Here is a 24,826-nt window from a genome sequence, read left to right on the forward strand (position 1 = left end):
CGCGGTGGGGAACCGCGGGACCGCCATGGCCGGTCGCGCAGTTCCCCGCGCCCCTGCAGGGGCACCTTCCTAGCGCCTGGTCGCGTCTCCCTTGCCGCAGGCGACTCCGTCCCTGTTCCTGTCCAGGCCCAGGGGGTCGTCCTTGCCGTTGACCTTGAGGCGGCCGTAGTCGTTGGTCTTGAGCCACTCGCAGCGGGCCGCCGTCGTCTTCTTCACCTCCGCCGGGAAGCGCGTCGGCACGCAGACGTTGATCGAGCCGTAGTGCCGGTCGCAGCCGGAGATCGTCGGGCTGACCTTCTGCGCCGTGCGCTTCTTGCCGGGCCCGGCGACCTTGCCCGCGGGCGCGTCCGCGAAGTCGTGGACATGGGCCGAGGCGTCCGTCGCCTTCAGGGCCTTGGGGCCTTGGAGGTGCACCCACTTCGCCACGGACGGCACGCCGTTGGCGTCGACCGCGAAGAGCATGTACCAGCCGGGCGGGGCCAGATTGGGGTTGCTCGTCACGTTCAGGTCGACGTTGTCGCCGTCGACCGACAGCGGCAGGTCCACGAACCGCTGGTTCGGGTCGGAGGAGTGCGTCACGGCGGCCGGGCGGATCAGCTCGGCCTTGGCGATGGGCCGGTCGACGGTGATGCGCTGGGTGTCGCCGTAGGTCCACTCGGTGTCGATGACCGAGGTGATCTGCGGACGCGGGCCCTTGAACAGGTAGGGCGGGCTGTAGACCGACACGTCGTGGTTCCAGGAGCCGTTGCCCGGGTTGTCGCCGGTGGTCATCACACGGCCGTCGGGCAGCAGGAACGCCGAGGAGTGGTAGCCGCGCGCCTCGGGGTCGACGGCCACCGGGTCGAAGGTCTCCGACTCCGGGTCGAAGATCGACGTCTCGTAGACCGGGTTGGCGCGGTTGTGCAGGGCGCCGCCCGTCTCCAGCACCTTGCCGTCGGGCAGGAGCACGGCGGAGACGTACATCTTGCCCTGGTTCCCGGTCTGCGGGACGGGCCCGTTGCCGAGGTCGACCGTGCCCTGCGGGATCGGCGGCCCGGCCACGTACGACGGGTTTGGCTGCTTGAGGTCGATGATGTCGGTCAGGCGGTTCGCCTCCGGGTTGGAGTCGATGTTGCCGCCGCCGAGGGTGAGGACCTTCTGGTCCTGCGCCGGGGGCAGCAGCACGCTGGCCGACTGGTCGCGCTCGTCCTTGCTCTGCAGGCCCGGGACCTGGGTGATGGTGTTGGCGCCGTAGTCGTAGATCGCCGAGCCGGTGCCGGGGATGTTGTTGCCGAAGACGTGGCTGCCCGAGTAGAAGAGGCGGCCGTCCTGCATGAGGATCATCGACGGGTACAGGCCCCAGTACGACCAGGTCTGGTTGACCTTCCACAGCGGCTGCCACTGCTGCTCGGCCTCGGAGAACAGCTCGGCGGCGACCGAGCCGGTGGAGTCCTCGCGCAGACCGCCGAAGGAGATGACGTCACCGTTGCCGAGGATGGTGGCCGACGGGTACCAGTGGCCGTCGTTCATGTCGTTGGTCTTGGTGTAGGTCTCGGTCTCCGGGTCGAAGATGTACGAGTCCTTGTAGCCCTGGTAGCCGACCCGGCCGTCCGCCGTCGGGTAGCCCTTGTTGCCCGACATGACCAGCACGCGGCCGTCCTGGAGCTGGACGTGCCCGGCGCAGAACATGTCCTTCGGCGTGGGGACGATTTTGTAGGAGCCGTTCGCCGGGTCGTAGACGGCCGAGGTGAAGGTGCCCGCCTCGAACATCGACTCGTCGTTGCCGGAGCCGGCGATCAGCAGCACCTTGCCGTTGTGCAGGACCACGGAGTGCATGGAGCGCACCGGGTTCTGCGTGGGCAGCACGTCCCACCTGCCGTTCGCGCACTGCTCGGCCGTGCCCGTGCACTCGGGCGGCAGGACCGGGTCGGGCACCTGGTCCATCGTGTAGTCGTCGGTGGTGGCGGAGCCGGTGCCGTAGACCGAGACGCCCCAGGAGATGCGGTCGGTACCGGCCGGGACCTCGGGGGTGCGGACCGTCGCCTCGGTCCAACTGCCGGCCAAGTCAAGGGTCTTGAGGTCGGTCCAGTACTGCCAGCCGGCCGTGGTGTCGTGCCGGAACAGCGTGATCGCCGCGTCGGGCGTGGTCGTCTTGTACCAGAGGCCGAGGTCGTACTGCTTGCCCGGAGTCACGACCGGCGCGCAGGCGGCGGACTCGGTGATCAGCGCCTTGCGGTCGCCGTCGACACGCCGGGTCAGCTCGACCTTCATCGCCTGGGAGCCGGTGTGCGCGTCGGCGGTGGTGGTGAAGGTGAAGTCGTTGTCGCCCCAGCCGGACTTCTCCCAGCAGTAGGGCATGTCGTCGGCTCCGGCGGTCTCGAAGCCGGGGTTCTTGATGAGGTTGGCGGCGGAGGCGGGCTGGGGCGCGGTCAGCAGCAGGCCCGAGGTGAGGCCCGCCACGGACAGCAGTGCGGTCGTTCTGCGACGGAGGTTCACACGGCTCTCCTTGCGGTGCGGCCGCCGCGCACGGACTCCTCACGGGCCCGGCGCGGCAGGTAGACCAGCGCTTCGGTCGCCACGAAGCGCAGGACGAACGTCGTCACCAGCGCGAGCGCGGTGGCGGACAGCACGCCCAGGTGCAGCTGGTGCACGAACAGGGCGATCAGCGGGATGCGCAAGACCAGGTCGGCGTTGGCGAGCAGCGCGAACCGCCCGGCCCGGTCCCACCAGCGCCGGTGCCGGCGCCGCTCGCGGAACAGCAGGTGCTCGATGAGCACGAAGTTCCAGGCCACGCCGAGCTGGTTGGCGAGCACCTCGGCCGGTACGTAGTGCATGTGGAGCGCGGTCAGCGCCCACAGGCCCAGCAGGTTCGGCACGAAGCCGGTCAGCCCGATCAGGCCGAAGCCGACCATCCGCGCGACCGGCGAGGCGGCCCGCAGCCCGGCCAGGTGGCGCAGGAAGCGCATCCCCTCCTGCGCGGTCGACTTCGACTCCCCCGCGAACCGGTCCTGGAAGACGAACGGCACCTCGGTGACCGTGCGCGGGCGGCTGCGGACGGCCAGTTCGAGGAGGATCTTGTAGCCGAGCGGCTGGAGGACGTCGGCGGTGACCGCGCTGCGCCGGATCGCGAAGAAGCCGCTCATCGGGTCGCTGATGCCGTGCAGGCGGCGCGGGAAGAGCGCCTTGGTCAGCCAGGTCGCCCCGCGCGAGACGGCCACCCGGTAGCTGCCGGCGAGCCCGGCCCGGCTGCCGCCCTTGATGTACCGGGAGGCGACGACCAGCCCGGCGCCCGCGCGTTCGCCGGTGGCGACCAGGTCGGGCACGAGGGACGGCGGGTGCTGGCAGTCGCCGTCCATGACGACGATCCAGTCGGAGGTGGCCGCCTTCAGCCCCTCGACGACCGCTCCCCCGAGGCCGCCCGCCGGCTCCTCGCGGTGCAGCACGGTCACCGGGAACGGGCAGTCCTGCGCCGCCTTCTCGATGACCTGGGGCGTGTCGTCGGTGGAGTCGTCGACGAAGAGGACCTCGCAGGGCAGCCGGGCCGGCACGGCCTCGGTGATCTGGCGCAGCAACTGCCGTACGTTCGCCGACTCGTTGAACGTCGGGACGACGATGGTGACGGCGCCCGGTTCGGGGATCCCGGCGGTCTCGACCACCTCGCCGGGGACGGTGTACTCCTGGCTCATCGCGCGCCTCCGGCGGTGGTCTGGATCTGGCGGATCTCGATGCGGTCGGGCCCGGTGCCGAAGGTGGCGACCGGTTCCGAGTGCTCAATGGCGGCCTTGACGTTGGGCAGGTCGGCCGCGTCGCGCCGTACGGTCGGCGAGGCGACGACGTAGTCCAGGTCCTTCCAGCCGCGCGGCATCGTCTTCGTCACCGCCGGGTCCAGGTCGGCCTTGTAGAACCAGATGACGCCGAGCCCGGGCCGGTAGCCCTGGTGCACCAGGTCGAGCCAGAGGGCGTCGTCGACCAGCACACGGGTGCGCTCCGGGTGCTCGACCTCCGTGGCGAGCCACTTCGAGGCGGCCTTGTAGGGGGCGTTGGCGTCGGTGGTGACGGCGGTGCGGGCCCCGTCGTACCAGTGCGGGACGACGTAGGCGCCGGCGGCCAGGGCGAGGACCGTGGCGAGCGCGTACCGGCCCGCACCGACGTACCGTTTCTCCGCCTCGGAGCGCCGGCGGCTGAGCACCGCGTGGGCGACGGAGGCGGTTCCTCCGGCCAGGACCAGCGCGAGGAACGGCAGGGCCTGGATGACGTACATGGCGGGCAGGTAGCCGTTCGGGCGCAGGGCCAGCGCGGCGAGGATCGCGACAGCCAGGGCCGGTCCGGCCAGGGCCCGGGCGGTGACCGACCAGCGCCAGGTGACCAGGAGCAGCAGGGCGCCCGCGAGGCCGCCGAGCGGCAGGATCTTGTCGTAGTACAGCCACGACTGGAGCACGCCCCAGGAGCCGGAGCCCTGGTCCAGGATGAAGCCCGAACCGGGTCGGGTCATCTGGTACTTGACGCCGTCCCAGAGGGAGACGTGCCCGGCGCCCGGCAGCAGCTCGCCCTTGAGCAGGGCGAACAGCGGGTAGGAGAAGCCGATCAGGGTGCAGGCGGTGACGGCGCCGGTGAGGGCGAACTTGCGGGTGTCGCGGTGGCTGTGGCGCCACATGGTGAGGAAGAGGGCGGGCAGAACGACGAGCATCGTCTCCTTGGTGAGGACGGCCGTGGCGGCCGCGATCCCCGCGCCGAAGTGGTGCCACAGGTGGCGGCTCGGGGAGGCGGCCAGCGTGAAGGCCAGCAGCGTCCACATCACCGCGAGGTTGTCGAGGAAGATCTCCCGCTGGAGCACGACCGACAGCGGCGACAGGCCGAAGAAGACCATGCCGAGGGCCGCGGCCCAGCGGGGCAGGGCCAGCCGGCGGCCCAGCACGTAGACGAGGACCGCGCTGATGCCGCTGATCACCAGCATGGCGGCGCGCATGGTGCCCACCGTCATCGACTCGGGGCTGATCAGCGCGGGGATCCAGGTCAGGACGGCGATCTGGATCCAGCCCAGCGGCGGGTGGTCGTACCAGTAGGTGTAGTGGGCCAGGCCGTTGCCCTGCTGGACCGACCAGGCCTGGGCGAGGTAGGTGCCCTCGTCGTCGCTGAGGGCCGGGTAGTCGGCGATGTTCCAGCCCTGCACGACGAGGATCGCCAGGAGCAGGACCCCGCACAGGAGCAGGTCGGCACGCGAGGAGCGCAGGCGGCGCGGCGGCTGGGCGCGCCGGTGCGTACCGGTGCCGGACACGGGTCTGCGCTGCGCGGGGACCTTCGGAGCGGTCACCGCGGGAAGGGTGGAGGTCACGCGGGAACGTCCTCTCGGGTCACGTCCGGCCGGGAGACGGCACTCGCGTCGAGGTGCGCGCCGACGTGGGTCGTCAGCTCCCAGTCGTTGCGGCCGCGCTGCTCGCGCCAGACGGCACGCACGGCCGCCCCGGCGAGCAGCACCTGGTAGAAGGGGCCGCCCACGATCAGCTTCAGGTAGTGCGCGAACCGCACGCGCAGCCCGTACTGCTTGCCGAAGTCGTGCAGTCCGACGACCTCGAAGACGAAGGTGACCAGGGCGGTGACCGCCGGCAGGAAGGTGATGAAGGCGATGCCGACGGGCACGTCCAGGAAGAGCGCGATCGCCACGTTGAGCGGGATGATCAGGCCGGTGAAGGCCTGCATGAACGGCGTCATCAGGGTGTAGCGGGCGAGCAGCCGCTGCCCGAGGGTGGGCAGTTGCTTCCAGTCCTTCTTCCGGTAGACCTGGAGGAAGCCCTGGTTCCAGCGGGTGCGCTGCTTCAGCAGGGACGTCAGCGAGCCGGGGGTCTCCTCCCGGGTCACCATGTCGGAGTCGTAGGCGACGACGACCTTCTTGCCGACGCTGGACAGGCGCACGCCCAGGTCGCAGTCCTCGGCAAGGCAGTTCGGGTCCCAGCCGCCGGCTTCCCGCAGGACGCCGGTGCGGACGAAGACCGTGTTGCCGCCAAGCGGAATGAAACCTTTCTGCGCGTGCAGGTGGAGCCGCGAGCGGAACCAGAAGAAGTACTCCAGGCAGTTGCGCAGGCTGTACCAGCTGGAGTGGAAGTTGATCAGCTGCACCCCGCCCTGGACGACGTCGGCGCCGGTGGTGCGGAAGGCGTGGTCGACGTGCGCGAGGAGCTCGGGGTGGACCTGGTCCTCCGCGTCGAAGACGCCCACGACGTCGCCGCGGCAGTGCGGCAGGGCCGTGTTCATGGCCTTCGGCTTGTTCTTCTTCTCGTGCGTGTCGACGACGACGCGGACCCGCGGGTCACGCGCGGCGGCCTGCTCGGCCACGGCGGTGGTCTCCGGGTCGTCGTGCCCGACGATCACGATGATCTCGAAGTCGGTGTGGCTCGACTCCAGCAGGCGCTGGATCGTGTGGTCCAGCACCGCCTGTTCGTGCCGGGCGGGCAGCAGCAGCGAGAAGGAGACGTGCTCGTCCCCGTCCGGACTGCTGAACCGCGTCGAGGCGAGCACTTCCGGCGTGCGCCAGGCGTGCATCTGCCACCACAGCGTGAACGCCGCCATCCAGAACAGCGCCAGTGAGACGGCAGCGATGAAGACAGACGTCAGCAAACAGATCCCCCCAGATCCTCAAGCCCCCGTGTCGTGACGGTGTGCCGGAGCGGCCCCTCCCGTCACGTCACTGTGCAGAGATTAAGGGGGAACTGTGAAGCCTGGGGGCTGTTCAGATAAAGAGCGTGTTTCCGTTGATTCCCGACTTCAGTCGCTCAGCACCGCACGCAACCGTTCAACCTCCGTTGTCGGCGCGTCACATGTGAAGTTACGGCAGACGTAGGCCGCCGGTTCACCGCCGACCAGCGGACGGTCGCTGAGCAGCGGGAACTCGTCGCTGTCCGGGGCGCCGACGGCGACGACGGCGCCCGGCGCGGTGCCCAGCAGGGCCGTGCGGTGCAGGGTCCGGGTGCCCTCGTGGTCGAGCGAGGGCCCGACGATCGCGACCTCGCGCGGCCCGTCCAGCACAGCCTCGGCGACGGCCAGCCCCCAGCCGATGAAGCGGGGCACGCGCGGCCCGAGCGCCTTGACCACGCCCAGGGCCCGCTCCGCGGCCGTGCGGTGCGGCGCGGAGCCGGTGTGCGCGGCATAGCTCAGCAGGGCACCGGCCGCGGCGGTCCAGCCGGAGGGGGCGGCGTTGTCGGTCGGGTCCTGCGGGCGGCGGATCAGCCGCTCGGCGTCGGCCGCGGTGTCGAACATCGCGCCGGACCCGGGGTCGGTGAAGCGGGTCAGGACGTGGTCGAGCAGGAACCCGGCGAACTCCAGCCAGACGCCCTCGCCGGTGACGGACGCGAGCGCGAGGAAGCCCTCGGCCACATCCGCGTAGTCCTCCAGGACACCGGCGTTGGCGCCCGCCTGTCCGTCCTTGCTGGTGCGGGTCAGGCGGACCTGCTCGTCCAGGTGCAGCCGGACGAGGAGATCGGCGGCGGCCCGGGCCGCCTCCACGAGGTCGGGCCGGTCGAAGTAGGCGCCCGTCTCGGCCAGCGCGGCGATCGCGAGGCCGTTCCAGGCGGCGACGACCTTGTCGTCCCGGCCGGGCGCGGGCCGCTCCGCCCGGGCCGCCAGCAGGCGCTCGCGGATCGACGTGATCTTCTCGGCGTCGAACAGGCCGTCCTGGAGGGGCAGTTGCAGGACGGACTGCCCGTGCTCGAACGTGCCCTCCTCGGTGACGCCGAAGTACCGGGCGGCCAGTTCGGCGTCCTGCTCCCCCAGCACCTCCCGCAACTGCGCGGGCGTCCACACGTAGTAGGCGCCCTCGACGTGCTTGCCGGTGCTGTCGTCGCTGTCGGCGTCCAGCGCGGAGGCGAACCCGCCCTCGGCGGTGCGCAGTTCGCGGACCATGAAGTCGGCCGTCTCCAGGGCCACCCGGCGGGCGAGTTCCGAACCGCTGGCCCGCCAGAGGTGGGCGTAGACCCGGCACAGCAGGGCGTTGTCGTACAGCATCTTCTCGAAGTGCGGCACGACCCAGTCGCGGTCGACGGAGTAGCGGGCGAAGCCGCCGCCGAGCTGGTCGTAGATGCCGCCGCGGGCCATGCGCTCGCAGGTGTCGGCCGCCATCTGCAGGGCGCCCTCGGCGCCGGTGCGGGCGTGGTGGCGCAGCAGGAACTCCAGCACCATCGACGGCGGGAACTTCGGCGCCCCGCCGAAGCCGCCGCGCTGCGGGTCGTACTCGCGGGTGAGGGCGAGGAGGGCCTGCGCGATCTCCTGCTCGCCGGGAACCTGCGCGTCGCCGTAGGAGATCTCCCGGCCGGCCAGGTCGCGGACGATCTTCCCGGCGACCTCGGTGACCTCGTCGCGCCGCTCCTCCCAGGCCTGCCGCACGCCCTGGAGCACCTGGCGGAAGGAGGGCATGCCCTGCCGGGGGGCCGGCGGGAAGTACGTGCCGAAGTAGAACGGCTCGGCGTCCGGGGTGAGGAACACGGTCATGGGCCAGCCGCCGTGGCCGGTCGCCGCCTGCACCGCCTCCATGTACACGGCGTCGACGTCCGGCCGCTCCTCGCGGTCGACCTTGACGCTGACGTAGTGCGCGTTGAGGTACTCGGCGGTCTCCTGGTCCTCGAAGGACTCGTGTGCCATCACGTGGCACCAGTGACAGCTGCTGTAGCCGATGCTGAGCAGCACGGGCACGTTCCGCCTGCGGGCCTCCTCGAAGGCCCCGGCCGACCAGGGCCACCAGTCGACGGGGTTGTCGGCGTGCTGCAGGAGGTAGGGGGACGTCTCGTGCGCCAGTCGGTTCGGCATGGTTCCCATCCTGCCGCAGTACCCCTGTCCGCACGTGTCAGGCGTCGCACGGGCGCCGTTCCCGCCGCACGGCCGCCGGGCGCGTCCCACACCGGCGGGCCCGTCCCCTCACCTCATCGGGCCGGGCACGCCCCCTCGCCCCGGTGCGCCGTGCGCAGCACACTTGACCGAGGAAGCGACCGAGACAGCGGGCGGGGAACGGCCGGACACGGCCGGGACGGGCGGGTCCGCCGGAGGGGGACGAGACATGCGGGACGGTCATCGGGCGGAGGCCGAACGGCTGTTGGCGCGGGCCGTGGAGGAGGAGGTGCGCCGTTCGGGCGGGCGCAGCGACGGGACGGTGCTGCTGGCGCGGGCCCGCGGGGCGCTGGACGCGATGGCGCAGAGCGCGGCCGAGGAGTACGAGGCCTACACGCGCGCCCTGGACGAGGCGGCGGCCGGGCAGCTGACCTTCGGGCAGCGCTACGCCCGGGAGGGCGCCGGGACGCCGCTGCTGGTGGCCGGGGTCGCCGCGGCCGCGGCCGTCGTCGCCGACATGGCCCTCGGCACCGGCACCGGCACGGCCCTGGGCGCGGGTGCGACGGTGGGCGTGGCGGGCGCCGCCGCGACGGTCGTGAAGGTGATGGGCTCGCACCTGCCGGCCGCGCACCACCGCGCCGGGGCCGCGAGCCAGCCGGGCGGCCCCGAACAACTGCGGCTGCAGTGGCTGACGGCACTGGAGGTGCGGGGCATCCGCCCGTTCCTGGACCAGCAGCGCGTCCTGGCCGCCTCCACGGGGCCGAAGAAGACCGGGCCGCGGCTGCGGGGCGCCGACAAGAGCGCGGCGGCGCGCGGCCGCAGCGTGCTGGAGCAGTCCTTCGCACAGCTGCCGCAACCGGCCCGGCCGTTCGCGGGACGGCGCGCCGAGCTGGCGCGGATCCGGCAGTGGGTCCAGGCCGGCCGCGCGAGCACGGAGACCCGGCCCACCGTGGTCGTCCTGCACGGCGCCCCCGGCAGCGGCCGCACGGCCCTCGCGGTGCACGCCACGCACGATCTGCGGGACCACTTCCGCGGCGCCTGCGTCGTCGACCTGCGCGCCGACAGCCCCGGCGCGTCCCCGCTGTCCACCCGCGACGCCCTGCTGCACCTGCTCAACCGGCTCGGCGCGCCGCGCGAGCAACTGCTGTTCCGCGAGCGCTCCTCCCCCGACCAGCAGGTCAAGCGGCTGAGCGAGCTGTACCACCAGCACCTGACCGGCCTGCCGGTCACGGTCGTCCTGGACGACGCCTCGGACGCCGGGCAGATCCGCGCCCTGATACCGGAGCGCTCCGACAGCCTGGTCCTGGTGACCGCCCGGGGCCCGCTGGAGCTCGACGGCCTGCCCGCACGGGTGCATCACCTGGCGGTGGAACCGCTGGACGCGGCCGGGGCGGAGGAACTGCTGGGCGCCACGGCGCAGGACCGCTCCGGGCCGTACGACGCCGAGTCCGCCGACCGGGTCCGCGAGCTGTGCGGCGGGCTGCCGCTGGCGCTGCGCATCGCCGGCTCCTGCCTCGGCCCGCGTTCCCCCCGCGCCCTGGCCACGGACCTGAGCGCCTACGGCCCCGTCGAGCCGGTGGAGCGCGCCCTGTGGCTGCGCTACACCGACCAGCCGGAGACCGTACGGCGGCTGCTGCGCCGGCTGGCCCTGGCCGGCCGGGCCTCGCTCGGCGCCGCGGCGGCGGCCGCCCTGCTGGCCACCGACGAGGCGGAGGCCGAGCGCCATCTGCAGGCCCTGACCCGCGCCGGCCTCATCGACCACGTCCGCGGCGACCGCTACCGCCTGCACGACCTGGTCCGCGCCTTCGCCCAGGCCCGCCTCCTGGACGAGGAGGACCCGGCCGAGCGCACGGCGGCGCAGGAGCGGCTGATCGTGAACTACGCCGAGCTGGCCGACTCCGTGCTGCGCATGGTCGACGGCAACATGTCGACCCGCACCAACCGCTTCAGCCCGTACGGCTTCACCTCGCTCGACGAGGCGCTGCGCTGGCTGGACGACGAGTCGAGCTTCATCACCGCGGCCCTGCGGCACGCCGAGGGCGTGAACCAGGCGGCGGTGCTGAACCTGCTGGGCGCCCTGTGCGACTACTGCCTGCTGCGCGGCGACCTGTACCGCCTGGGCGAGATCAGCGAACTCGCCCAGGCCGTCGACGAGGGCCTGCTGGTCCGCTCGGTGCAGTGGCGCACCGGCATCGCGGCCCGGCAGCTGGGCGAGCTGGACAAGGCCCGCACGACCCTCGCCTCGGTCGTCGACCTCTACCGGGAGGCCCATCACGACGCCGGGGCCGCCCGCGCCCTGTGCTCCCTCGGCATCACCCTGCACCACCAGGGCAACCTGACGGAGGCCTCGGCGAAGCTCCGCGAGGCCCTGGCCCTGCAGTCCGTCCCCGAGCTGGCGACGGACCGGGCGTGGACGATGCACGCCCTCGCGGCGGTGGAGCGGGACCGGGCCCGGCTGGGCGAGGCGCTGGAGCTGCTGACCGAGTCCCTGGTGCTGCACCGCGCGGGCGAGTCCGTGCACGGCCAGGCCTGGGCGCACTTCCAGCTCGGGCAGCTCGCGCTGCGCATGGGCGACGTGCCGCGCGCCGAGTCCGAGCTGCGCGCGGCCCTCGACCTGTACGGCCGCACCAGCGACGCCCGCGGCGAGGCCTGGGCACTGACCCAGCTGGCCCGGGCCCTGCTGGTGGCCGGGGACGCCTCACCGGCCGTGGAGGAGCTGCGCGGCGCGGCCGCCCGGCACCGGGACAACGAGGACGCGCGCGGCGAGGCCTGGACCCTGTACTACCTGGGCCAGGCGCTGGAGGAGACGGGCGATCTGGACCAGGCGGTGCGCGAACTGGAACGGGCCCGCACGATGTTCTCCCGGATCCGGGACGTCTACGGTCTGGCCTGCGCCCGCCACCACTCGGCCCGCGTCACCCGTGACCAGCGCGCGGCCCGGACGGGCTCCCTGCGCAACTCCGGCTTCGCCCGTCAGCTCCTGGTCGACGCCCGCGCCGACTTCCAGCGCATCGGCGTCGCCCACGGCGAGGCGTGGACCTGCCTGGAACTGGCGGTCGTCGACGCGCCCGCACCCGGCAGGCCCTGGCCCTGTGCGACGAGGCGGCGGCCCTCTTCGCGTCCTACGGCGACCGCCGGGGCGAGGACTGGGCCCGCTTCCTGCGCTGCACCCTGCTGCCCTACGCGGCCCCGGGCGGCGTGGAGGTCGGCACGGCGGTGGCCCAGCAGGAACTGGCCGAGCTGTCCGGCGCCGCCCACCCCCTGCGCGACGAGAAACTCGACGACTGTGCCGGGGCGTGGGCGCTGCTGCTGGAGCGGGGCGTGAGCCTGGAGGCGGGCTGGCAGGCCTGGGGCCTGGGGATGACACCCGGCCGGCACGCGCGGGAGGTGATGGGGGTGGCGGTGGACACCGGAGCGGACACCGGAGCCTGACGGCCCGGGTCCGGGGACGCGAGGACACCCGTCGGCGGTGTGACGACCACCGACGGGTGGGCGCTCGCCCCTCGGGGGGCGAGCGGCGTCAGTCCTGCTTCTTCGCCTGACCGGACGGGGCGGAGGAGGCCGACGGGGCGGAGGAGGCCCCGGCGTCCCCGGTCCCCGGCTGCTCGGCCGTCCCCGGCTGCTCGGCCGTCTCCGGCTGCTCGGCCCTCGGGTCCGGGACCTGGGTGAAGTCGACCCTGTTCATGTGCTTGTTCATCGACTTCATCAGGGCCCACACCGCCGCCGCCATCACCGCGAAGACGATGAAGCCGAGGACGCCGGGGGTGACCTTGTCCTCGTCGACCTCCTTGGCGAAGGAGACGAGGTGCGTCATTGCCAGGCTTGCGCTTGCGCTCATGTCAGGCATTGTCGCGGATGCCCGCAAAGAGGTCGTCCTCGGGGAGGGAGGTATCGACGAGGGACTTCGCCAGCTCGTACTCCTCCGTCGGCCAGACCTCCTTCTGGATCTCCATCGGGACCTTGAACCAGCCGCCGTCGGGGTCGATCTGCGTGGCGTGCGCGATCAGCGCCTTGTCGCGGATCTCGAAGAAGTCGGCGCACGGGATGTGCGTGGTGAGCGTGCGCTGCTTCATCCCGAACTCCTCCCAGCGCTTGAGCCAGTCCCCGTAGGGGGACTCCAGGCCGCGGTCGAGCATCGCCTGGTGCAGGGCCTCGGTGCGCGGGCGGTTGAAGCCCTGGTTGTAGTAGAGCTTCTGCGGCTGGTAGGCGGGGCCGTACTCGGCCTCCGGGTACTTCTCGGTGTCCGCCGCGCCCTCGAACGCCACCATCGTGATCTTGTGGGTCATGATGTGGTCGGGGTGCGGGTAGCCGCCGTTCTCGTCGTAGGTGGTGATCACCTGCGGGCGGAAGCTGCGGATCTTGCGCACCAGCTCGCCGGCCGCGTGATCCACGTCCTCCAGGGCGAAGCAGCCCTCCGGCAGCGGCGGCAGCGGGTCGCCCTCGGGCAGTCCCGAGTCGACGAAGCCGAGCCACTCCTGCTTGATGCCGAGGATCTCCCGGGCCTCGTCCATCTCCTTCTTGCGTACCTCGTGGATGTGCTCCTCGATGTACGCGTCGCCCTGCAGCTTGGGGTTGAGGATGGAGCCGCGTTCCCCGCCCGTGCAGGTCACGACCAGCACGTCCACCCCCTCGGACACGTACTTCGCCATGGTCGCCGCGCCCTTGCTCGACTCGTCGTCGGGGTGTGCGTGAACGGCCATCAGTCGCAACTGGTCAGTCAAGACTCAATCCTCAGTAAGTCGGCGCCCTGTGTGCGTCGGCGCAATCAGCGGCTTCTATAGTGACCGAATCGGGGGGCGAATAATTCCGGGACCGGGTCCCGGGGCCCCTTTCGGGACATTCGTCCCGGCCCTGTCTGGAGGACGATCATGACGACGGTGAGCACGCGACCGCCCGAGGGCCGCTACGGCCGCTCCTCGGACGAGCGCGCCGACCGCACCCTCAAGGTCGTCGGCGCCGTCCTCGCGGTGGCGCTGCTGGGACTGCTCGGCTGGTTCGGCTACCACTACGTCGCGCAGAGCAAGATCAGCGCCGAGGTGATCAGCTTCGAGCCGGGCAAGGAGTCCGTGCGGGTGCACCTGGAGGTCCGCAAGGACGCCGGCATCGACGGCTACTGCACCGTGCGCTCGCAGGCCGAGGACGGGGCCGAGGTGGGCCGGGCCGACTTCCGCTTCGACGGGGACGACACGCGCATCGACCAGGTCGTCACCCTCCGTACGACCTCCCCGGGGACGACGGCCGAGCTGCTGGGCTGCCACACCGGCTGAGCGCCCCGCGCGTCACCTGCAATGCGTACCGCCTGAGCTGCGTTGACGTGAATCTGGTGGCTTATGTCCTCCCCCTGGGGCGCCTGAATTGTTAGGCTCGTGGTTTCGCCCATCCGTGAAGGAACATGCTTCTGGGTAGGGCGATGCTTTGTATTCCCAGTACCTACGAGGAGCACCTGTGACCCAGACCAGCGAGAACGTCACCTGGCTGACCCAGGAGGCGTACAACAAGCTCAAGGCTGAGCTTGAGTACCTTACTGGTCCCGCGCGGGCGGAGATCTCCGCGAAGATCGCCGCCGCGCGCGAGGAGGGCGACCTGCGTGAGAACGGCGGGTACCACGCGGCCAAGGAGGAGCAGGGCAAGCAGGAACTGCGTGTGCGCCAGCTCACCCAGCTCCTCGAGAACGCCAAGGTCGGTGAGGCGCCCGCGGCCGACGGCGCCGTGGCCCCCGGCATGGTCGTCACGATCGCGTTCGACGGCGACGAGGACGACACGCTGACGTTCCTGCTCGCCTCGCGCGAGTACGCCAGCTCCGACATCGAGACGTACTCGCCGCAGTCCCCGCTGGGCACCGGCGTGATCGGCCACAAGGTCGGCGAGGACGCGCAGTACGAGCTGCCGAACGGCAAGAAGGCCTCGGTGAAGATCCTCAAGGCCGAGCCGTACGAGGGCTGAGCCGCCACCGTCCGCATCCGGACCCGCCCCCGGCGCCGCAGCGGCGCCGGGGGCTTCGTCGTGCCGTCGCGCAGCACACCCGGTCCCTGGGCCGCGGCCGTCAGCCGGTGGCCCGGCGGTACTTGCGGACCGCGAGCGTCCGGAAGACCGCGATGATCAGGACGGACCAGATCAGCGAGGCCCATACGGGGTGCTGCATCGGCCAGGCGTCGGGGGTCTCGAAGCCCGGCGGGAGGTTGCCGAACAGCTCGCGGCACGCCTGCACGACCGCGCTGAACGGGTTCCACTCGGCGATGTGCCGCAGGAAGGACGGCATCAGGTTCGCGTCCACGAACGCGTTCGAGATGAAGGTCAGCGGAAAGAGCCAGATCAGACCGCCGGAGGTCGCCGCTTCGGGCGTGCGCACGGACAGGCCGATGAGCGCGCCGATCCAGGAGAACGCGTACCCGAAGAGCAGCAGCAGGCCGAAGCCGGCGAGCACCTTGCCGAAGTTCTCGTGCGTACGCCAGCCGACGATCACCGCCACGACGGCCAGGACGACGAGGGTGAGCGCCGTCTGCACCAGGTCGGCGATGGTCCGGCCGGTCAGCACCGCGCCACGCGCCATCGGCAGGGAGCGGAACCGGTCGATGAGGCCCTTGTGCATGTCGTCGGCGATGCCCGCACCCGCGCCCGCGGTGGCGAACGTGACGGTCTGGGCGAAGATGCCGGCCATCAGGAACTCGCGATAGGCCTGCGTCGAGCTGGACGACCCGACCTGGATCGAGCCGCCGAACACATAGGTGAACAACACCACGAACATGATCGGCTGGAACAGCCCGAAGATGATCATCTCGGGGATCCGGCCCATGCGGATCAAGTTCCTGCGGGCGATGACCGCGGAATCGCTGATGGCGCTCACTGGGCGGCCTCCTCGTCGCTCTCGTCGTCCTCGGCCTCGGCGACGTGTCCCGTCAGGGACAGGAAGACGTCGTCGAGGGTCGGCCGCCGCAGGCCGATGTCGTCGATCTCGATGCCGCGGGTGTCCAGCTCGCGGATGACCTCGGCCAGGAGCTTGGCGCCGCCGGTCACGGGCACGGTGAGCTTGCGCATGTGGTCCTCGACGGTGACCTCGCCCTTGCCGAAGCCGGTGAGGACCTCGGCGGCGGTCCGGATGCGCTCGCGCTCGTGGACGACGACCTCGACGCGCTCGCCGCCGGTGCGGGCCTTGAGCTGGTCGGAGGTGCCCTGGGCGATGACCCTGCCGTGGTCGACCACCGCGATGTCGTGCGCCAGGTGGTCGGCCTCCTCCAGGTACTGCGTGGTCAGCAGCAGCGTCGTGCCACCGGAGACGAGCCGTTTGATGACCTCCCACAGCTGCTGGCGGTTGCGCGGGTCGAGGCCGGTCGTCGGCTCGTCCATGAACATCACGGGCGGCGAGACGACGAGGGCCGCGGCGAGGTCGAGGCGCCGGCGCATGCCGCCCGAGTAGGTCTTGGTGGGGCGGTCGGCGGCCTCCGTGAGGTGGAACTGCTCCAGCAGCTCGGCCGCGCGCTCCTTCGCCGCCCTGGCCTTCATCTGGTACAGCCGGCCGACCATCTGGAGGTTCTCCCGGCCGGTCAGGTATTCGTCGACCGCCGCGAACTGGCCGGACAGGCCGATGGAACGGCGGACCGCGTCGGGCTGCTTCAGCACGTCGATGCCCGCGACGACGGCCCGTCCGCTGTCGGGCCGCAGCAGGGTCGTCAGGCAGCGGACGGTGGTCGTCTTGCCCGCGCCGTTCGGCCCGAGCAGGCCGAGGACCGTGCCCTCGGGCACGTCGAGGTCGACGCCGTCCAAAGCCCTGACGTCACCGAAGGTCTTGACCAGACCTTCGGCGTAAATGGCGCCTGGCATAGATGTCTCCACGTCTTCGGGGATGGCCGGACAGATGCCCGGTGAGCCTTCTCACGGCCACACCATAACGCGATGTATCGCGTCTCTCAACGGGTTTTCGCGCCGTCGGCACGAGACCCGGAGGCGATCTTGACCGAGCCGCCCTGGAGCCGGATCCTCCGGTCGGTCGAGGTCAGTCGATGACCGTGTAGCCCGCCTCGCGCAGCGCCCGGCCCACCTCGACGCAGTGCGCCGGGCCCTTCGTCTCCAGGTGCAGCTCGACCTCCGCCTCCGTGAGCCCGAGCCGCGGGTCGGTTCGCACATGGCTCACATCGAGGACATTAGCGTCGACCCCCGACAACACGCCCAGAAGTGTGGCCAGGGCGCCGGGCCGGTCCGTCAGCCGCAGCCGGACGGCCAGGTAGCGGCCCTGCGCGGCCATGCCGTGCCGCAGCACGCGCTGCATCAGCACCGGGTCGACGTTGCCGCCGGACAGCACCGCGACGACCGGGCCCTCGAAGGCGCCGGGCTCGCTCAGCAGCGCGGCGACCGGGCTCGCCCCGGCCGGCTCCACGACCAGCTTGGCGCGCTCCAGGCACAGCAGCAGCGCGGCGGACAGCTCGTCCTCGCTGACCGTGCGCACTTCGTCGACCAGTTCGCCGATGATCCCGAACGGCACGTCGCCCGGCCGTCCGACCTTGATGCCGTCGGCCATCGTGGCCGGGTTCTCGAGCGAGACCGGCCGCCCCGCCGCCAGCGAGGGCGGATAGGCCGCGGCGCCGGTCGCCTGGACGCCGACGATCCGCACGTCCGGCCGCAGGGCCTTCACCGCCACCGCGATCCCGGCGGCGAGACCGCCGCCGCCGATGCCGACCAGGATCGTGCGCGCCTCGGGGCACTGCTCCAGGATCTCCAGGCCCACCGTGCCCTGGCCGGCGATGACGTCGGGGTGGTCGAAGGGGTGGATGAACACCGCGCCCGTCTCGTGCGCGTACTCCTGGGCGGCGGCCAGCGTCTCGTCGACCACCTGGCCGTGCAGCCGCACCTCGGCGCCGTACTCGCGGGTGGCGCTGACCTTGGGCAGCGGGGCGCCCTGCGGCATGAACACCGTGGAGCGCACGCCGAGCAGGGACGAGGCGAGGGCGACGCCCTGCGCGTGGTTGCCGGCGCTCGCGGCGACGACACCCGCGGCGCGCTCCTCGGGCAGCAGGCCGGCGATCCGCACGTACGCGCCGCGCAGCTTGAACGAGCCCGTCCGCTGGAGGTTCTCGCACTTGAGGTGGACCGGCGAGCCCACCGTGCGGGACAGGTGCCTGCTGGTCTCCATCGCGGTCACCCGCGCCACACCCGCGAGCATCTTCCGGGCGCCGCGCACGTCGTCGAGGGTGACGGGCCGAAAGGAGTCAGCCGTGCTGTAGCTCATGACTCCAGCATCGCAGTTCACAGGCGGCGGCGGCCGTTGTGACCAACCTCCGAGACCCGCTTTGCGCAGCGCCGGTACGACCCGCCTTCCGGCCGCGTACCCTGTCCCCCAATCTGCCAGCCCTTCACGAAGTGAGCCCCCGGCCATGCCCACAACACCTGAAATGTCGATGGACATGACGACCGTCGGTGACACCGGTCTCCTCGACACGCTGCAGCACGAGGTGGCGTTGTTCGCCCGTCGTGCGGAACAGACCCGGCTCGGCGGAGTGGGGCAGGTGCGCAACTCGATGGACCGCGCCGCGTACCTGCTGCTCAACCGGCTCGACAAGGAAGGGCCGATGGGCGTCAAGGCGCTCGCGGCGAGCATGGGGATCGACTCGTCGACGGTCACCCGGCAGGTGGCCCCGCTCGTCGACACCGGCCTGGTCAAGCGCACCTCCCACCCCGAGGACGGGCGTGCGGTGGTGCTCCAGCTGTCCCCGCGCGGGCAGTCCCGGCTGGAGGAAGTGCGCTCCTCCCGGCGGCAGTTGATGGCCGAGCTGACCCAGGACTGGAAGCCGGAGGAGCGCGAGGCGTTCTGCTCCCTGCTGACGCGCTTCAACACCGCGCTGTCCTCGCGGATGTCGGCGCAGGGAGTGCCGGGCCCGGAGGCGCAGTCCGACTCCTGATCCCCCGGCACATCCGGCCCTGAGGGTCTCCCGCGCTCCTCGCGCGGGGCCGGGCACGCCACACACGGAGGCGGACGCCGACACCGCCGCCCGACCGGCACGCACCTCCCCCTCACCGGCCCTGCGACACCCGGCCCGTGGCCCGGCACACCTCCGTGCCGGGCCACGGGCGTGTACGGGGTCAGGCGTGCGAGCGGGGTCACGCGTGCGGGCGGAGTCACGCGTGCGGGCGGAGTCACGCCTGCATGCCGGGCCACTCGTGCATGCCGGGCCACTCGTGCGGGTGGGCCGGGGGCAGGCCGGGACGTGCGCCGCGCACGGTGCGCCGGACGCGGCGCGTGCCGGACGCGGCGCGTGCCGGACGCGAACCGGACGCGGGCCGGGGACCGGCACGGTCCAGGGGCGGGCACGCGTGCGTGGCGAGCGTGCGCGTGGGGTGGCCGCGCGCCGAGTGTCGGACACGGGCCCGGGCCGGCACGCCCGCGTGCGTGTCAGGCGCGCGGCTGTCACGGGCAGGTGCCCGGCAGAGGATGGGGATCGGCGGGGCCACGCACCGAGGCGGGGGCGCATGGCCGCTGGCCCGGTGTCGGACCCGAGCCCCGGGCCGGCGCGCGTGCGTGGCTGGCACCCGCATGCCCGTCACGCACATGGTGCCGGCGCGGGCGGGTGTCCGGCGCGGGGCGGGCCGGACCGGTCCGCGCGGAGGGGTGGGGCCGGGGGCGGCCGGGGACCGGGGCGGCGCCAAGGCGGGGGTGCGCGGCTCTTGACCGCGGGGGTGCCTCTGGCCTGATATGAGACCGGGTCCCCGCCGCGCGCGGCCGGGGGCGGTTCCTCAGGGTCGGTCGCCGTCGGGCGGGAGGCGAGGTGCGGGAGCGGCACGCGTACCGGGCAGCCCGTCGCGCCCGGGAGTTCGAGGCGTTCGTCGCGGGCGCGGCCGGGCGGCTGCTGCACGCCGCCACCCTGCTCACCGCGGAGGCCCCTGACGACAACCCGCGCGCGCGGCGCCTGCTGATCCTGTCGCTGGCCCACACCTTCGCGCGCTGGGACGGGCTGCGCGGCGAGGATCCCTACGACCGCACCCGCCAGGACCTGGCCACCCGCTTCGCACGCGGGGCCTGGCACCACCACGGCGGACTGGTCCGGTCCCGCCCGCACCCCGCGAGCCCCCTGGCCGTGCTCACCCCGCAGGAGCGGCTGATCGTCGTGCTCAGGCTCTACGAAGGGGTCGCCGAGGAGCAGGCGGCGGCCCTGCTGGGCCTGTCCCCGGAGCGCGTACGGGCCATCTGCCACCGGGCGACGACCACCCTGCTGCGCCGCCCGCGGGGTGCGGCCCCGGCCGTGCAGGCCGTGAAGGCGGTGCCGTCATGAGGCGGCCCGCCCGGGGCGCCACCCCGCCCGGCGACCGGAGGCGGACATGAGCGGGAACGACCGCGAGGCCGCCGTACGGCGGCTCCTGGAGCGGGCACAGCGGCCCCTGCCGCCCGAGATCCACCCGGAGGCGGTGCGCCGGGGCACCCGCATGCTGCGCCGCCGGGCGCTCGCCCGCCGCGTCCTGTGGCTGCTGCTGCTCGCGGCGGCCGTGGCGTTCACGGTGTGGGCGCTGACGGTCCAGCCGTGGGTGGAGCCGCCGTCCGACACGACCCCACCCCTCACCGGCTGGTGACCCGGCCGGCGCCCTGCCTAGCCGAGCGCCTGCTGCAGGTCCTCCAGCAGGTCGTCGACGTTCTCGATGCCGACGGACAGCCGCACCAGGTCGGCGGGGACCTCCAGCAGCGAGCCGGCCACGGACGCGTGCGTCATCCGGCCCGGGTGCTCGATCAGCGACTCGACGCCGCCGAGGGACTCGCCCAGCGTGAACACCTTGGCGCGGTTGCAGACCTCGACGGCCGCCTCCTCGCCGCCTTCGACCCGGAAGGAGATCATCCCGCCGAAGGACTTCATCTGCTTGGCGGCGACCTCGTGGCCGGGGTGCTCCGGCAGACCCGGGTAGAGCACGCTGGTCACGCGCGCGTGGCGGGTGAGCATCTCGGCGACCTTGGCGGCGTTCTCGCTGTGCCGGTCCATCCGTACCGCGAGCGTCTTGGTGCCGCGCAGCACCAGCCAGGAGTCGAAGGGGCCGGCCACGGCGCCCATCGCGTTCTGGTGGAAGGCCAGTTCCTCGCCGAGCTCGGGGTCGCTGACGACGAGGGCACCGCCGACGACGTCCGAGTGGCCGCCCATGTACTTGGTCAGGGAGTGCACCACGACGTCCGCGCCGAGGGCCAGCGGCTGCTGCAGGTACGGCGTGGCGAAGGTGTTGTCGACGACGAGCCGCGCGCCCGCGTCCCGGGCGACCTGGGCGACGGCGGCGATGTCGGTGATGCCCAGGAGCGGGTTGGAGGGGGTCTCCACCCACACGGCCTTGGTCTTCGGGGTCAGGGCGGCCCGCACGGCGGCCGGGTCGCTCGTGTCGGCCACCGACCACTCCACGCCCCAGCGGGCGACGACCTTGGCGAAGAGGCGGAACGTGCCGCCGTAGGCGTCGTTGGGGATGACCACGTGGTCGCCGGGGCTGAGCAGCGTGCGCAGCAGGCAGTCCTCGGCCGCCAGCCCGGACGCGAACGCGAGGCCGCGGCGGCCGCCCTCCAGGGCGGCGAGGTTCTCCTCCAGCGCGGTCCTGGTGGGATTGGCGCTGCGGCTGTACTCGTAGCCGCCGCGCAGGCCGCCGACGCCGTCCTGCTTGTAGGTGGACACCTGGTAGATCGGCGGGACGACCGCGCCCGTCAGGGGGTCGGCGGTGTTGCCCGCGTGGATCGCGAGCGTCTCGAAGTGCTGACTGATGTGCCTGTCGCTCATGGGCACCGAGGGTAGTGCGCCGACGCGCGACGTGCCGGGGCAGCGGGCCGCCCGCGCCCCTGCCCGGGTTTTCCACAGGGCGGCGGGTGGGGGCCGGACGGGTTTTCCACAGGTTCGCGGACCAGGTTGGCCAATTGTCGGCGCGGTCTGGTTCGCTTGTGGCATGGAGATTCTCTGGGTCCTGATCGCGCTGGTCATGCTGGGCTTCGTGCTGCTCCCGTTCCTGCGGCGCGGGCGCGGTGCGATCGGGCTGGTCTCGCCCGACCACCCGGACGCCGCGGACCCGGCGAACTACGGCTTCGTCCGCGAGGAGGAGCTCGACATCCGCATGCCCGGCCCCGACCAGGACCTGATGGACGTCCTGGACGTGGTGCAGCGCACCCAGGACTACCGAGCGGCCCAGCAGCTCCTGGCGGGCACGGAGACGGAGGGCGAGCGCCGCTGGCAGCGTGTGCAGGCCTTCGCGGGCGCGGCCTCGCTGGAGCTGGCGCAGCGGCCCGGCGGGGTGGGCGAGGCGCCGGGCGGGCAGTGGCTGCGGGTGTGGCGGGCCGAGGCCCCCAAGGACGCGGGCGGTGCGGCGGTGCACGCCGAGTTCCTGGTGCAGCAGGCGTGGCGGACGGCGTCGCCCGGCACGGACGAGTTCCGGATCATCATGGAGGAGGCCAAGGCGGCGTGCGGCGACGCGGCGCTGCTGGCCCCGGGTGATCCGATTTCGTACATCGTGGAGCTGTCGGTGGCCCGCGGCCTGGGCTACTCCCAGAAGGACTTCGAGCAGCTCTGGCTGAAGATCCTGGACCGCGCCCCGAACCACATGGGGGCGCATCTGGCCGCGCTGCACTACTGGTGCGAGAAGTGGCACGGCTCGCGTGAGCTGGCCTACTCGTTCGCGGAGGCCGCCGCGGCCCGGGCCCCGCAGGGTTCCCTGCTGGCTGCGATGCCCCTGTTCGCGGTGTTCGAGCACCTGCCCGAGGTGACGCTGGTCAGCGGCTTCTGGCAGACCGAGGTGGTCACCAAGGCGGTGCACGGCGCGCTGCACGCGGTGCACTCGGCGCGCCCGGACGACCCGATGCTGGCGCATGTGCGGCACCTGCTGGTGTTCTTCCTGGTCCGCGGCGAGCGCTGGTCGGAGGCGATGAGCCAGCTGGTCCACATCGACGGGCACGTGGGCGCCCTGCCCTGGACGCTGTCCGCCGACCCGGCCGCGGAGTTCGCGGTGTACCGGGCGCTGGCGGTGGCGGGCTACGAGGCGAACGGCGGCAGCCCGGCGACCCTGCCCCACTGAGCCCCGCCCCGGGCCGCCGCGCCGGAATGCCGGGAGATCGGGGCGGGTTGAACGGGACGCCGTCCCCGCGTGGGCGGCGCGCCCGCACCGGAGACCGCCGGAGAGCGCCGAAGACCCCTGGAGACGGCATGTTCCCGTACGGCCGCACGCCCCGGCTGCCGACCCGCGAGCAGGCTCTGACCGGCCGCTCGGAGCCGTTGTTCACGGTCCCCGAGCGCCACACCGTCCTCGGCAACCCGCTGTTCGGCCCCTACCCCGAGGGCCTGGAGACCGCCGACTTCGGCATGGGCTGCTTCTGGGGCGCCGAGCGGGTGTTCTGGCAGCTCCCCGCCGGTGTCTGGACGACCCTCGTCGGCTACCAGGGCGGCCACACCGAGCACCCCACGTACGAGGAGGTCTGCTCGGGGCTGACCGGCCACACGGAGGTCGTGCGGGTGGTGTACGACCCGGCGGTGATCTCGTACGAGCGTCTGCTGAAGACGTTCTGGGAGTCGCACGACCCCACGCAGGGATTCCGCCAGGGCAACGACGTGGGCACGCAGTACCGCTCCGCCGTCTACACGCACGGCGCCGGGCAGGAGGCCACCGCCAAGGCGTCCCGCGCCGCCTACCAGCGGGTCCTGACGTCCTCCGGCCACGGGTCCGTCACCACGGAGATCCTCCCGGCCCAGGACCGCCCCTTCTACCCGGCCGAGGCGTACCACCAGCAGTACCTCGACAAGAACCCGGCCGGCTACTGCGGCATCGGCGGCACGGGCGTCTCCTGCCCGATCGGCGTGGCCCGGGCAGCGGGGTGAGCGCGCCCCGCCGACCCTGGTGTGTCCCCCGGGGGGCGCTCACCCCATAGGGTGCCTTCGTGACTGCGCCCCTGAGTTCCTCCAGATCCCGTGCCGCGCTGCGGATATCCGCGCGGGTGTCCGGTGAGTTGCTGCTGGTGTCGGCCGGACTGGCCGTGGCTCTGTGGTTGCTGGGCCGCACGTGGTCGGTGGTGTGGCCGCTGGTGGTCGGGCTGCTGCTGACCACGCTGACCTGGCCCGCCGCCCGGTACCTGCGGCGGCGCGGATGGCCGCCCGCGCTCGCCGCCTCGGTGGTGACCGTCCTGTTCCTGCTCGTCGCCGCCGGGGTGGTGGCGCTGATCGCCGTGCCGGTGGCGTCCCAGTCCGGTGAGCTGTCCGACGGCGTCGTCGAGGGCATCCAGCGCCTGCGCGAGTGGGCCGCCGGGCCGCCGCTGAACATCGGGGACGCCCAGATCGACAAGGCCTTCGACTCCGCGGTCGCCCGTGCGCAGGAGGGCGTCGGCAGCATGGTCGGCGCCGTGGTCACCGGGGTGAGCACCGTGGTCAACGGGGTCGTCACGGCCGTGCTCGCGCTGTTCCTGATGTTCTTCTTCCTGAAGGACGGCCCGCGGTTCCTGCCGTGGCTCGCCCGTCAGCTGCCCGGCCGGCTCGCCGCCGACGTCCCGGTCGTGTGCGCGCGGAGCTGGGACACGCTGGGCTCGTTCGTGCGCTCCCAGGCGGCCGTCGGCCTGCTCGACGCCGTCCTGATCGGCCTGGGCCTGTGGATCCTGGGCGTCCCGCTGGTGCTGCCGCTGGCGGTGCTGACGTTCGTCTCCGCGTTCGTGCCGATCATCGGCGCCCTGTTCGCCGGTTTCGTCGCCGTCCTCATCGCGCTGGTCTCCAACGGTCTGACGGACGCGCTGATCGTGCTGGCCATCATCGTCGTGGTGCAGCAACTGGAGGGCAACGTCTTCCAGCCCATGATCCAGAGCCGCGGTCTCGGTCTGCACGCGGCCGTCGTCCTGCTGGCGGTGACGCTGGGCGGCAACCTCGCCGGCATCGTCGGCAGCCTGCTCGCCGTGCCCGTCGCCGCGCTGATCGCGGTGGTGTGGAACTACGTCCGCGAGCAGCTCGCCGATCCGTTACCGGGTCCGGGTGAGGACGATCCGGACCTCGCGGGACCCGTCCCGTCGTAGGCCGCGTCCGCGGGCGGCCGGGCACGCCGCGCCGGGCGGAAGGAACCCGCGCGTTAC

At 72.5% G+C, this 24,826-nt stretch carries 19 protein-coding genes and 1 pseudogene; 9 read left to right on the forward strand and 11 right to left on the reverse strand.

Annotation, left to right across the window (positions count from 1 at the left end):
• Positions 1-69: 69 nt before the first annotated feature.
• The 5 genes from ACIGAN_RS30400 to ACIGAN_RS30420 all read right to left on the reverse strand — a co-directional run bounded on the left by ACIGAN_RS30400 (position 70) and on the right by ACIGAN_RS30420 (position 8,772).
• Positions 70-2,475: a galactose oxidase-like domain-containing protein gene (locus ACIGAN_RS30400; protein WP_399862367.1), complete on the reverse strand. Its 2,406-nt coding sequence runs from the start codon at positions 2,473-2,475 to the stop codon at positions 70-72.
• Positions 2,472-3,665 (reverse strand): glycosyltransferase, encoded by a 1,194-nt coding sequence (locus ACIGAN_RS30405; RefSeq protein ID WP_399862369.1) that lies wholly within the window; start codon positions 3,663-3,665, stop codon positions 2,472-2,474. The genes ACIGAN_RS30400 and ACIGAN_RS30405 overlap by 4 nt, the downstream gene beginning before the upstream one ends.
• Positions 3,662-5,311 carry an ArnT family glycosyltransferase gene (locus ACIGAN_RS30410; protein ID WP_399862371.1) on the reverse strand — a complete coding sequence of 550 codons (1,650 nt, stop codon included), beginning with the start codon at positions 5,309-5,311 and terminating at the stop codon, positions 3,662-3,664. Before ACIGAN_RS30410 ends, ACIGAN_RS30405 begins: the two co-directional genes overlap by 4 nt.
• Complete coding sequence (locus ACIGAN_RS30415; RefSeq protein WP_365735333.1) at positions 5,308-6,591, reverse strand: glycosyltransferase; 1,284 nt, start codon at positions 6,589-6,591, stop codon at positions 5,308-5,310. Before ACIGAN_RS30415 ends, ACIGAN_RS30410 begins: the two co-directional genes overlap by 4 nt.
• 147 nt (positions 6,592-6,738) lie before the next feature.
• Entirely contained in the window at positions 6,739-8,772 is a 2,034-nt protein-coding gene (locus ACIGAN_RS30420; protein WP_399862373.1) for a thioredoxin domain-containing protein, read from the reverse strand.
• A gap of 247 nt (positions 8,773-9,019) precedes the next feature.
• Between ACIGAN_RS30420 and ACIGAN_RS30425 the strand changes: the two are divergent.
• Positions 9,020-12,222: pseudogene (locus tag ACIGAN_RS30425) on the forward strand (tetratricopeptide repeat protein).
• Between the two features lie 88 nt (positions 12,223-12,310).
• Here the strand turns inward: ACIGAN_RS30425 and ACIGAN_RS30430 are convergent.
• On the reverse strand, positions 12,311-12,637 hold the full coding sequence (locus ACIGAN_RS30430) for a hypothetical protein (RefSeq protein ID WP_399862375.1): 327 nt from the start codon (positions 12,635-12,637) through the stop codon (positions 12,311-12,313).
• Positions 12,630-13,511 carry a mycothiol conjugate amidase Mca gene (gene mca, locus ACIGAN_RS30435; RefSeq protein WP_365087218.1) on the reverse strand — a complete coding sequence of 294 codons (882 nt, stop codon included), beginning with the start codon at positions 13,509-13,511 and terminating at the stop codon, positions 12,630-12,632. The genes ACIGAN_RS30430 and mca overlap by 8 nt, the downstream gene beginning before the upstream one ends.
• Positions 13,512-13,658: 147 nt before the next feature.
• Between mca and ACIGAN_RS30440 the strand changes: the two genes are divergently transcribed.
• Positions 13,659-14,057 carry a DUF4307 domain-containing protein gene (locus ACIGAN_RS30440; protein ID WP_399862377.1) on the forward strand — a complete coding sequence of 133 codons (399 nt, stop codon included), beginning with the start codon at positions 13,659-13,661 and terminating at the stop codon, positions 14,055-14,057.
• Between the two features lie 178 nt (positions 14,058-14,235).
• Entirely contained in the window at positions 14,236-14,733 is a 498-nt protein-coding gene (greA, locus tag ACIGAN_RS30445) for a transcription elongation factor GreA (protein WP_309095650.1), read from the forward strand.
• Between the two features lie 100 nt (positions 14,734-14,833).
• Here greA and ACIGAN_RS30450 read toward each other — a convergent pair whose 3' ends face one another.
• From ACIGAN_RS30450 to ilvA, 3 genes are all read right to left on the reverse strand, one after another.
• The gene (locus ACIGAN_RS30450) at positions 14,834-15,634 is read right to left on the reverse strand and encodes an ABC transporter permease (protein ID WP_365735341.1); all 801 of its coding nucleotides are present in this window, start codon (positions 15,632-15,634) and stop codon (positions 14,834-14,836) included.
• Positions 15,631-16,608: an ATP-binding cassette domain-containing protein gene (locus tag ACIGAN_RS30455; RefSeq protein ID WP_365735343.1), complete on the reverse strand. Its 978-nt coding sequence runs from the start codon at positions 16,606-16,608 to the stop codon at positions 15,631-15,633. Before ACIGAN_RS30455 ends, ACIGAN_RS30450 begins: the two co-directional genes overlap by 4 nt.
• A gap of 172 nt (positions 16,609-16,780) precedes the next feature.
• Positions 16,781-18,010, reverse strand: a complete 1,230-nt coding sequence (ilvA, locus tag ACIGAN_RS30460; RefSeq protein WP_399862380.1) for a threonine ammonia-lyase — start codon at positions 18,008-18,010, stop codon at positions 16,781-16,783.
• 163 nt (positions 18,011-18,173) lie between these two features.
• On the opposite strand from ilvA, the gene ACIGAN_RS30465 reads away from it, so the two are divergent.
• From ACIGAN_RS30465 to ACIGAN_RS30475, 3 genes are all read left to right on the forward strand, one after another.
• The gene (locus ACIGAN_RS30465; RefSeq protein WP_311679924.1) at positions 18,174-18,680 is read left to right on the forward strand and encodes a MarR family winged helix-turn-helix transcriptional regulator; all 507 of its coding nucleotides are present in this window, start codon (positions 18,174-18,176) and stop codon (positions 18,678-18,680) included.
• A gap of 864 nt (positions 18,681-19,544) precedes the next feature.
• Positions 19,545-20,048: a sigma factor-like helix-turn-helix DNA-binding protein gene (locus ACIGAN_RS30470; protein ID WP_399862382.1), complete on the forward strand. Its 504-nt coding sequence runs from the start codon at positions 19,545-19,547 to the stop codon at positions 20,046-20,048.
• 46 nt (positions 20,049-20,094) lie between these two features.
• Positions 20,095-20,343: a hypothetical protein gene (locus ACIGAN_RS30475; RefSeq protein WP_365735351.1), complete on the forward strand. Its 249-nt coding sequence runs from the start codon at positions 20,095-20,097 to the stop codon at positions 20,341-20,343.
• A gap of 17 nt (positions 20,344-20,360) precedes the next feature.
• On the opposite strand, the gene ACIGAN_RS30480 is transcribed toward ACIGAN_RS30475, so the two are convergent.
• Complete coding sequence (locus ACIGAN_RS30480) at positions 20,361-21,515, reverse strand: cystathionine gamma-synthase (protein WP_399862384.1); 1,155 nt, start codon at positions 21,513-21,515, stop codon at positions 20,361-20,363.
• Between the two features lie 163 nt (positions 21,516-21,678).
• On the opposite strand from ACIGAN_RS30480, the gene ACIGAN_RS30485 reads away from it, so the two are divergent.
• The 3 genes from ACIGAN_RS30485 to ACIGAN_RS30495 all read left to right on the forward strand — a co-directional run bounded on the left by ACIGAN_RS30485 (position 21,679) and on the right by ACIGAN_RS30495 (position 24,769).
• Positions 21,679-22,797 (forward strand): hypothetical protein, encoded by a 1,119-nt coding sequence (locus ACIGAN_RS30485; RefSeq protein ID WP_399862386.1) that lies wholly within the window; start codon positions 21,679-21,681, stop codon positions 22,795-22,797.
• Positions 22,798-22,925: 128 nt separating this feature from the next.
• A complete protein-coding gene (msrA, locus tag ACIGAN_RS30490; RefSeq protein WP_365735355.1) occupies positions 22,926-23,594 on the forward strand; it encodes a peptide-methionine (S)-S-oxide reductase MsrA in 669 nt (222 codons plus the stop codon).
• A gap of 59 nt (positions 23,595-23,653) precedes the next feature.
• On the forward strand, positions 23,654-24,769 hold the full coding sequence (locus tag ACIGAN_RS30495; protein WP_399862389.1) for an AI-2E family transporter: 1,116 nt from the start codon (positions 23,654-23,656) through the stop codon (positions 24,767-24,769).
• Positions 24,770-24,826: the final 57 nt, after the last annotated feature.

Origin of the sequence: Streptomyces sp. NPDC085931, from assembly GCF_044540565.1 — a bacterium.
GTDB lineage: Bacteria > Actinomycetota > Actinomycetes > Streptomycetales > Streptomycetaceae > Streptomyces.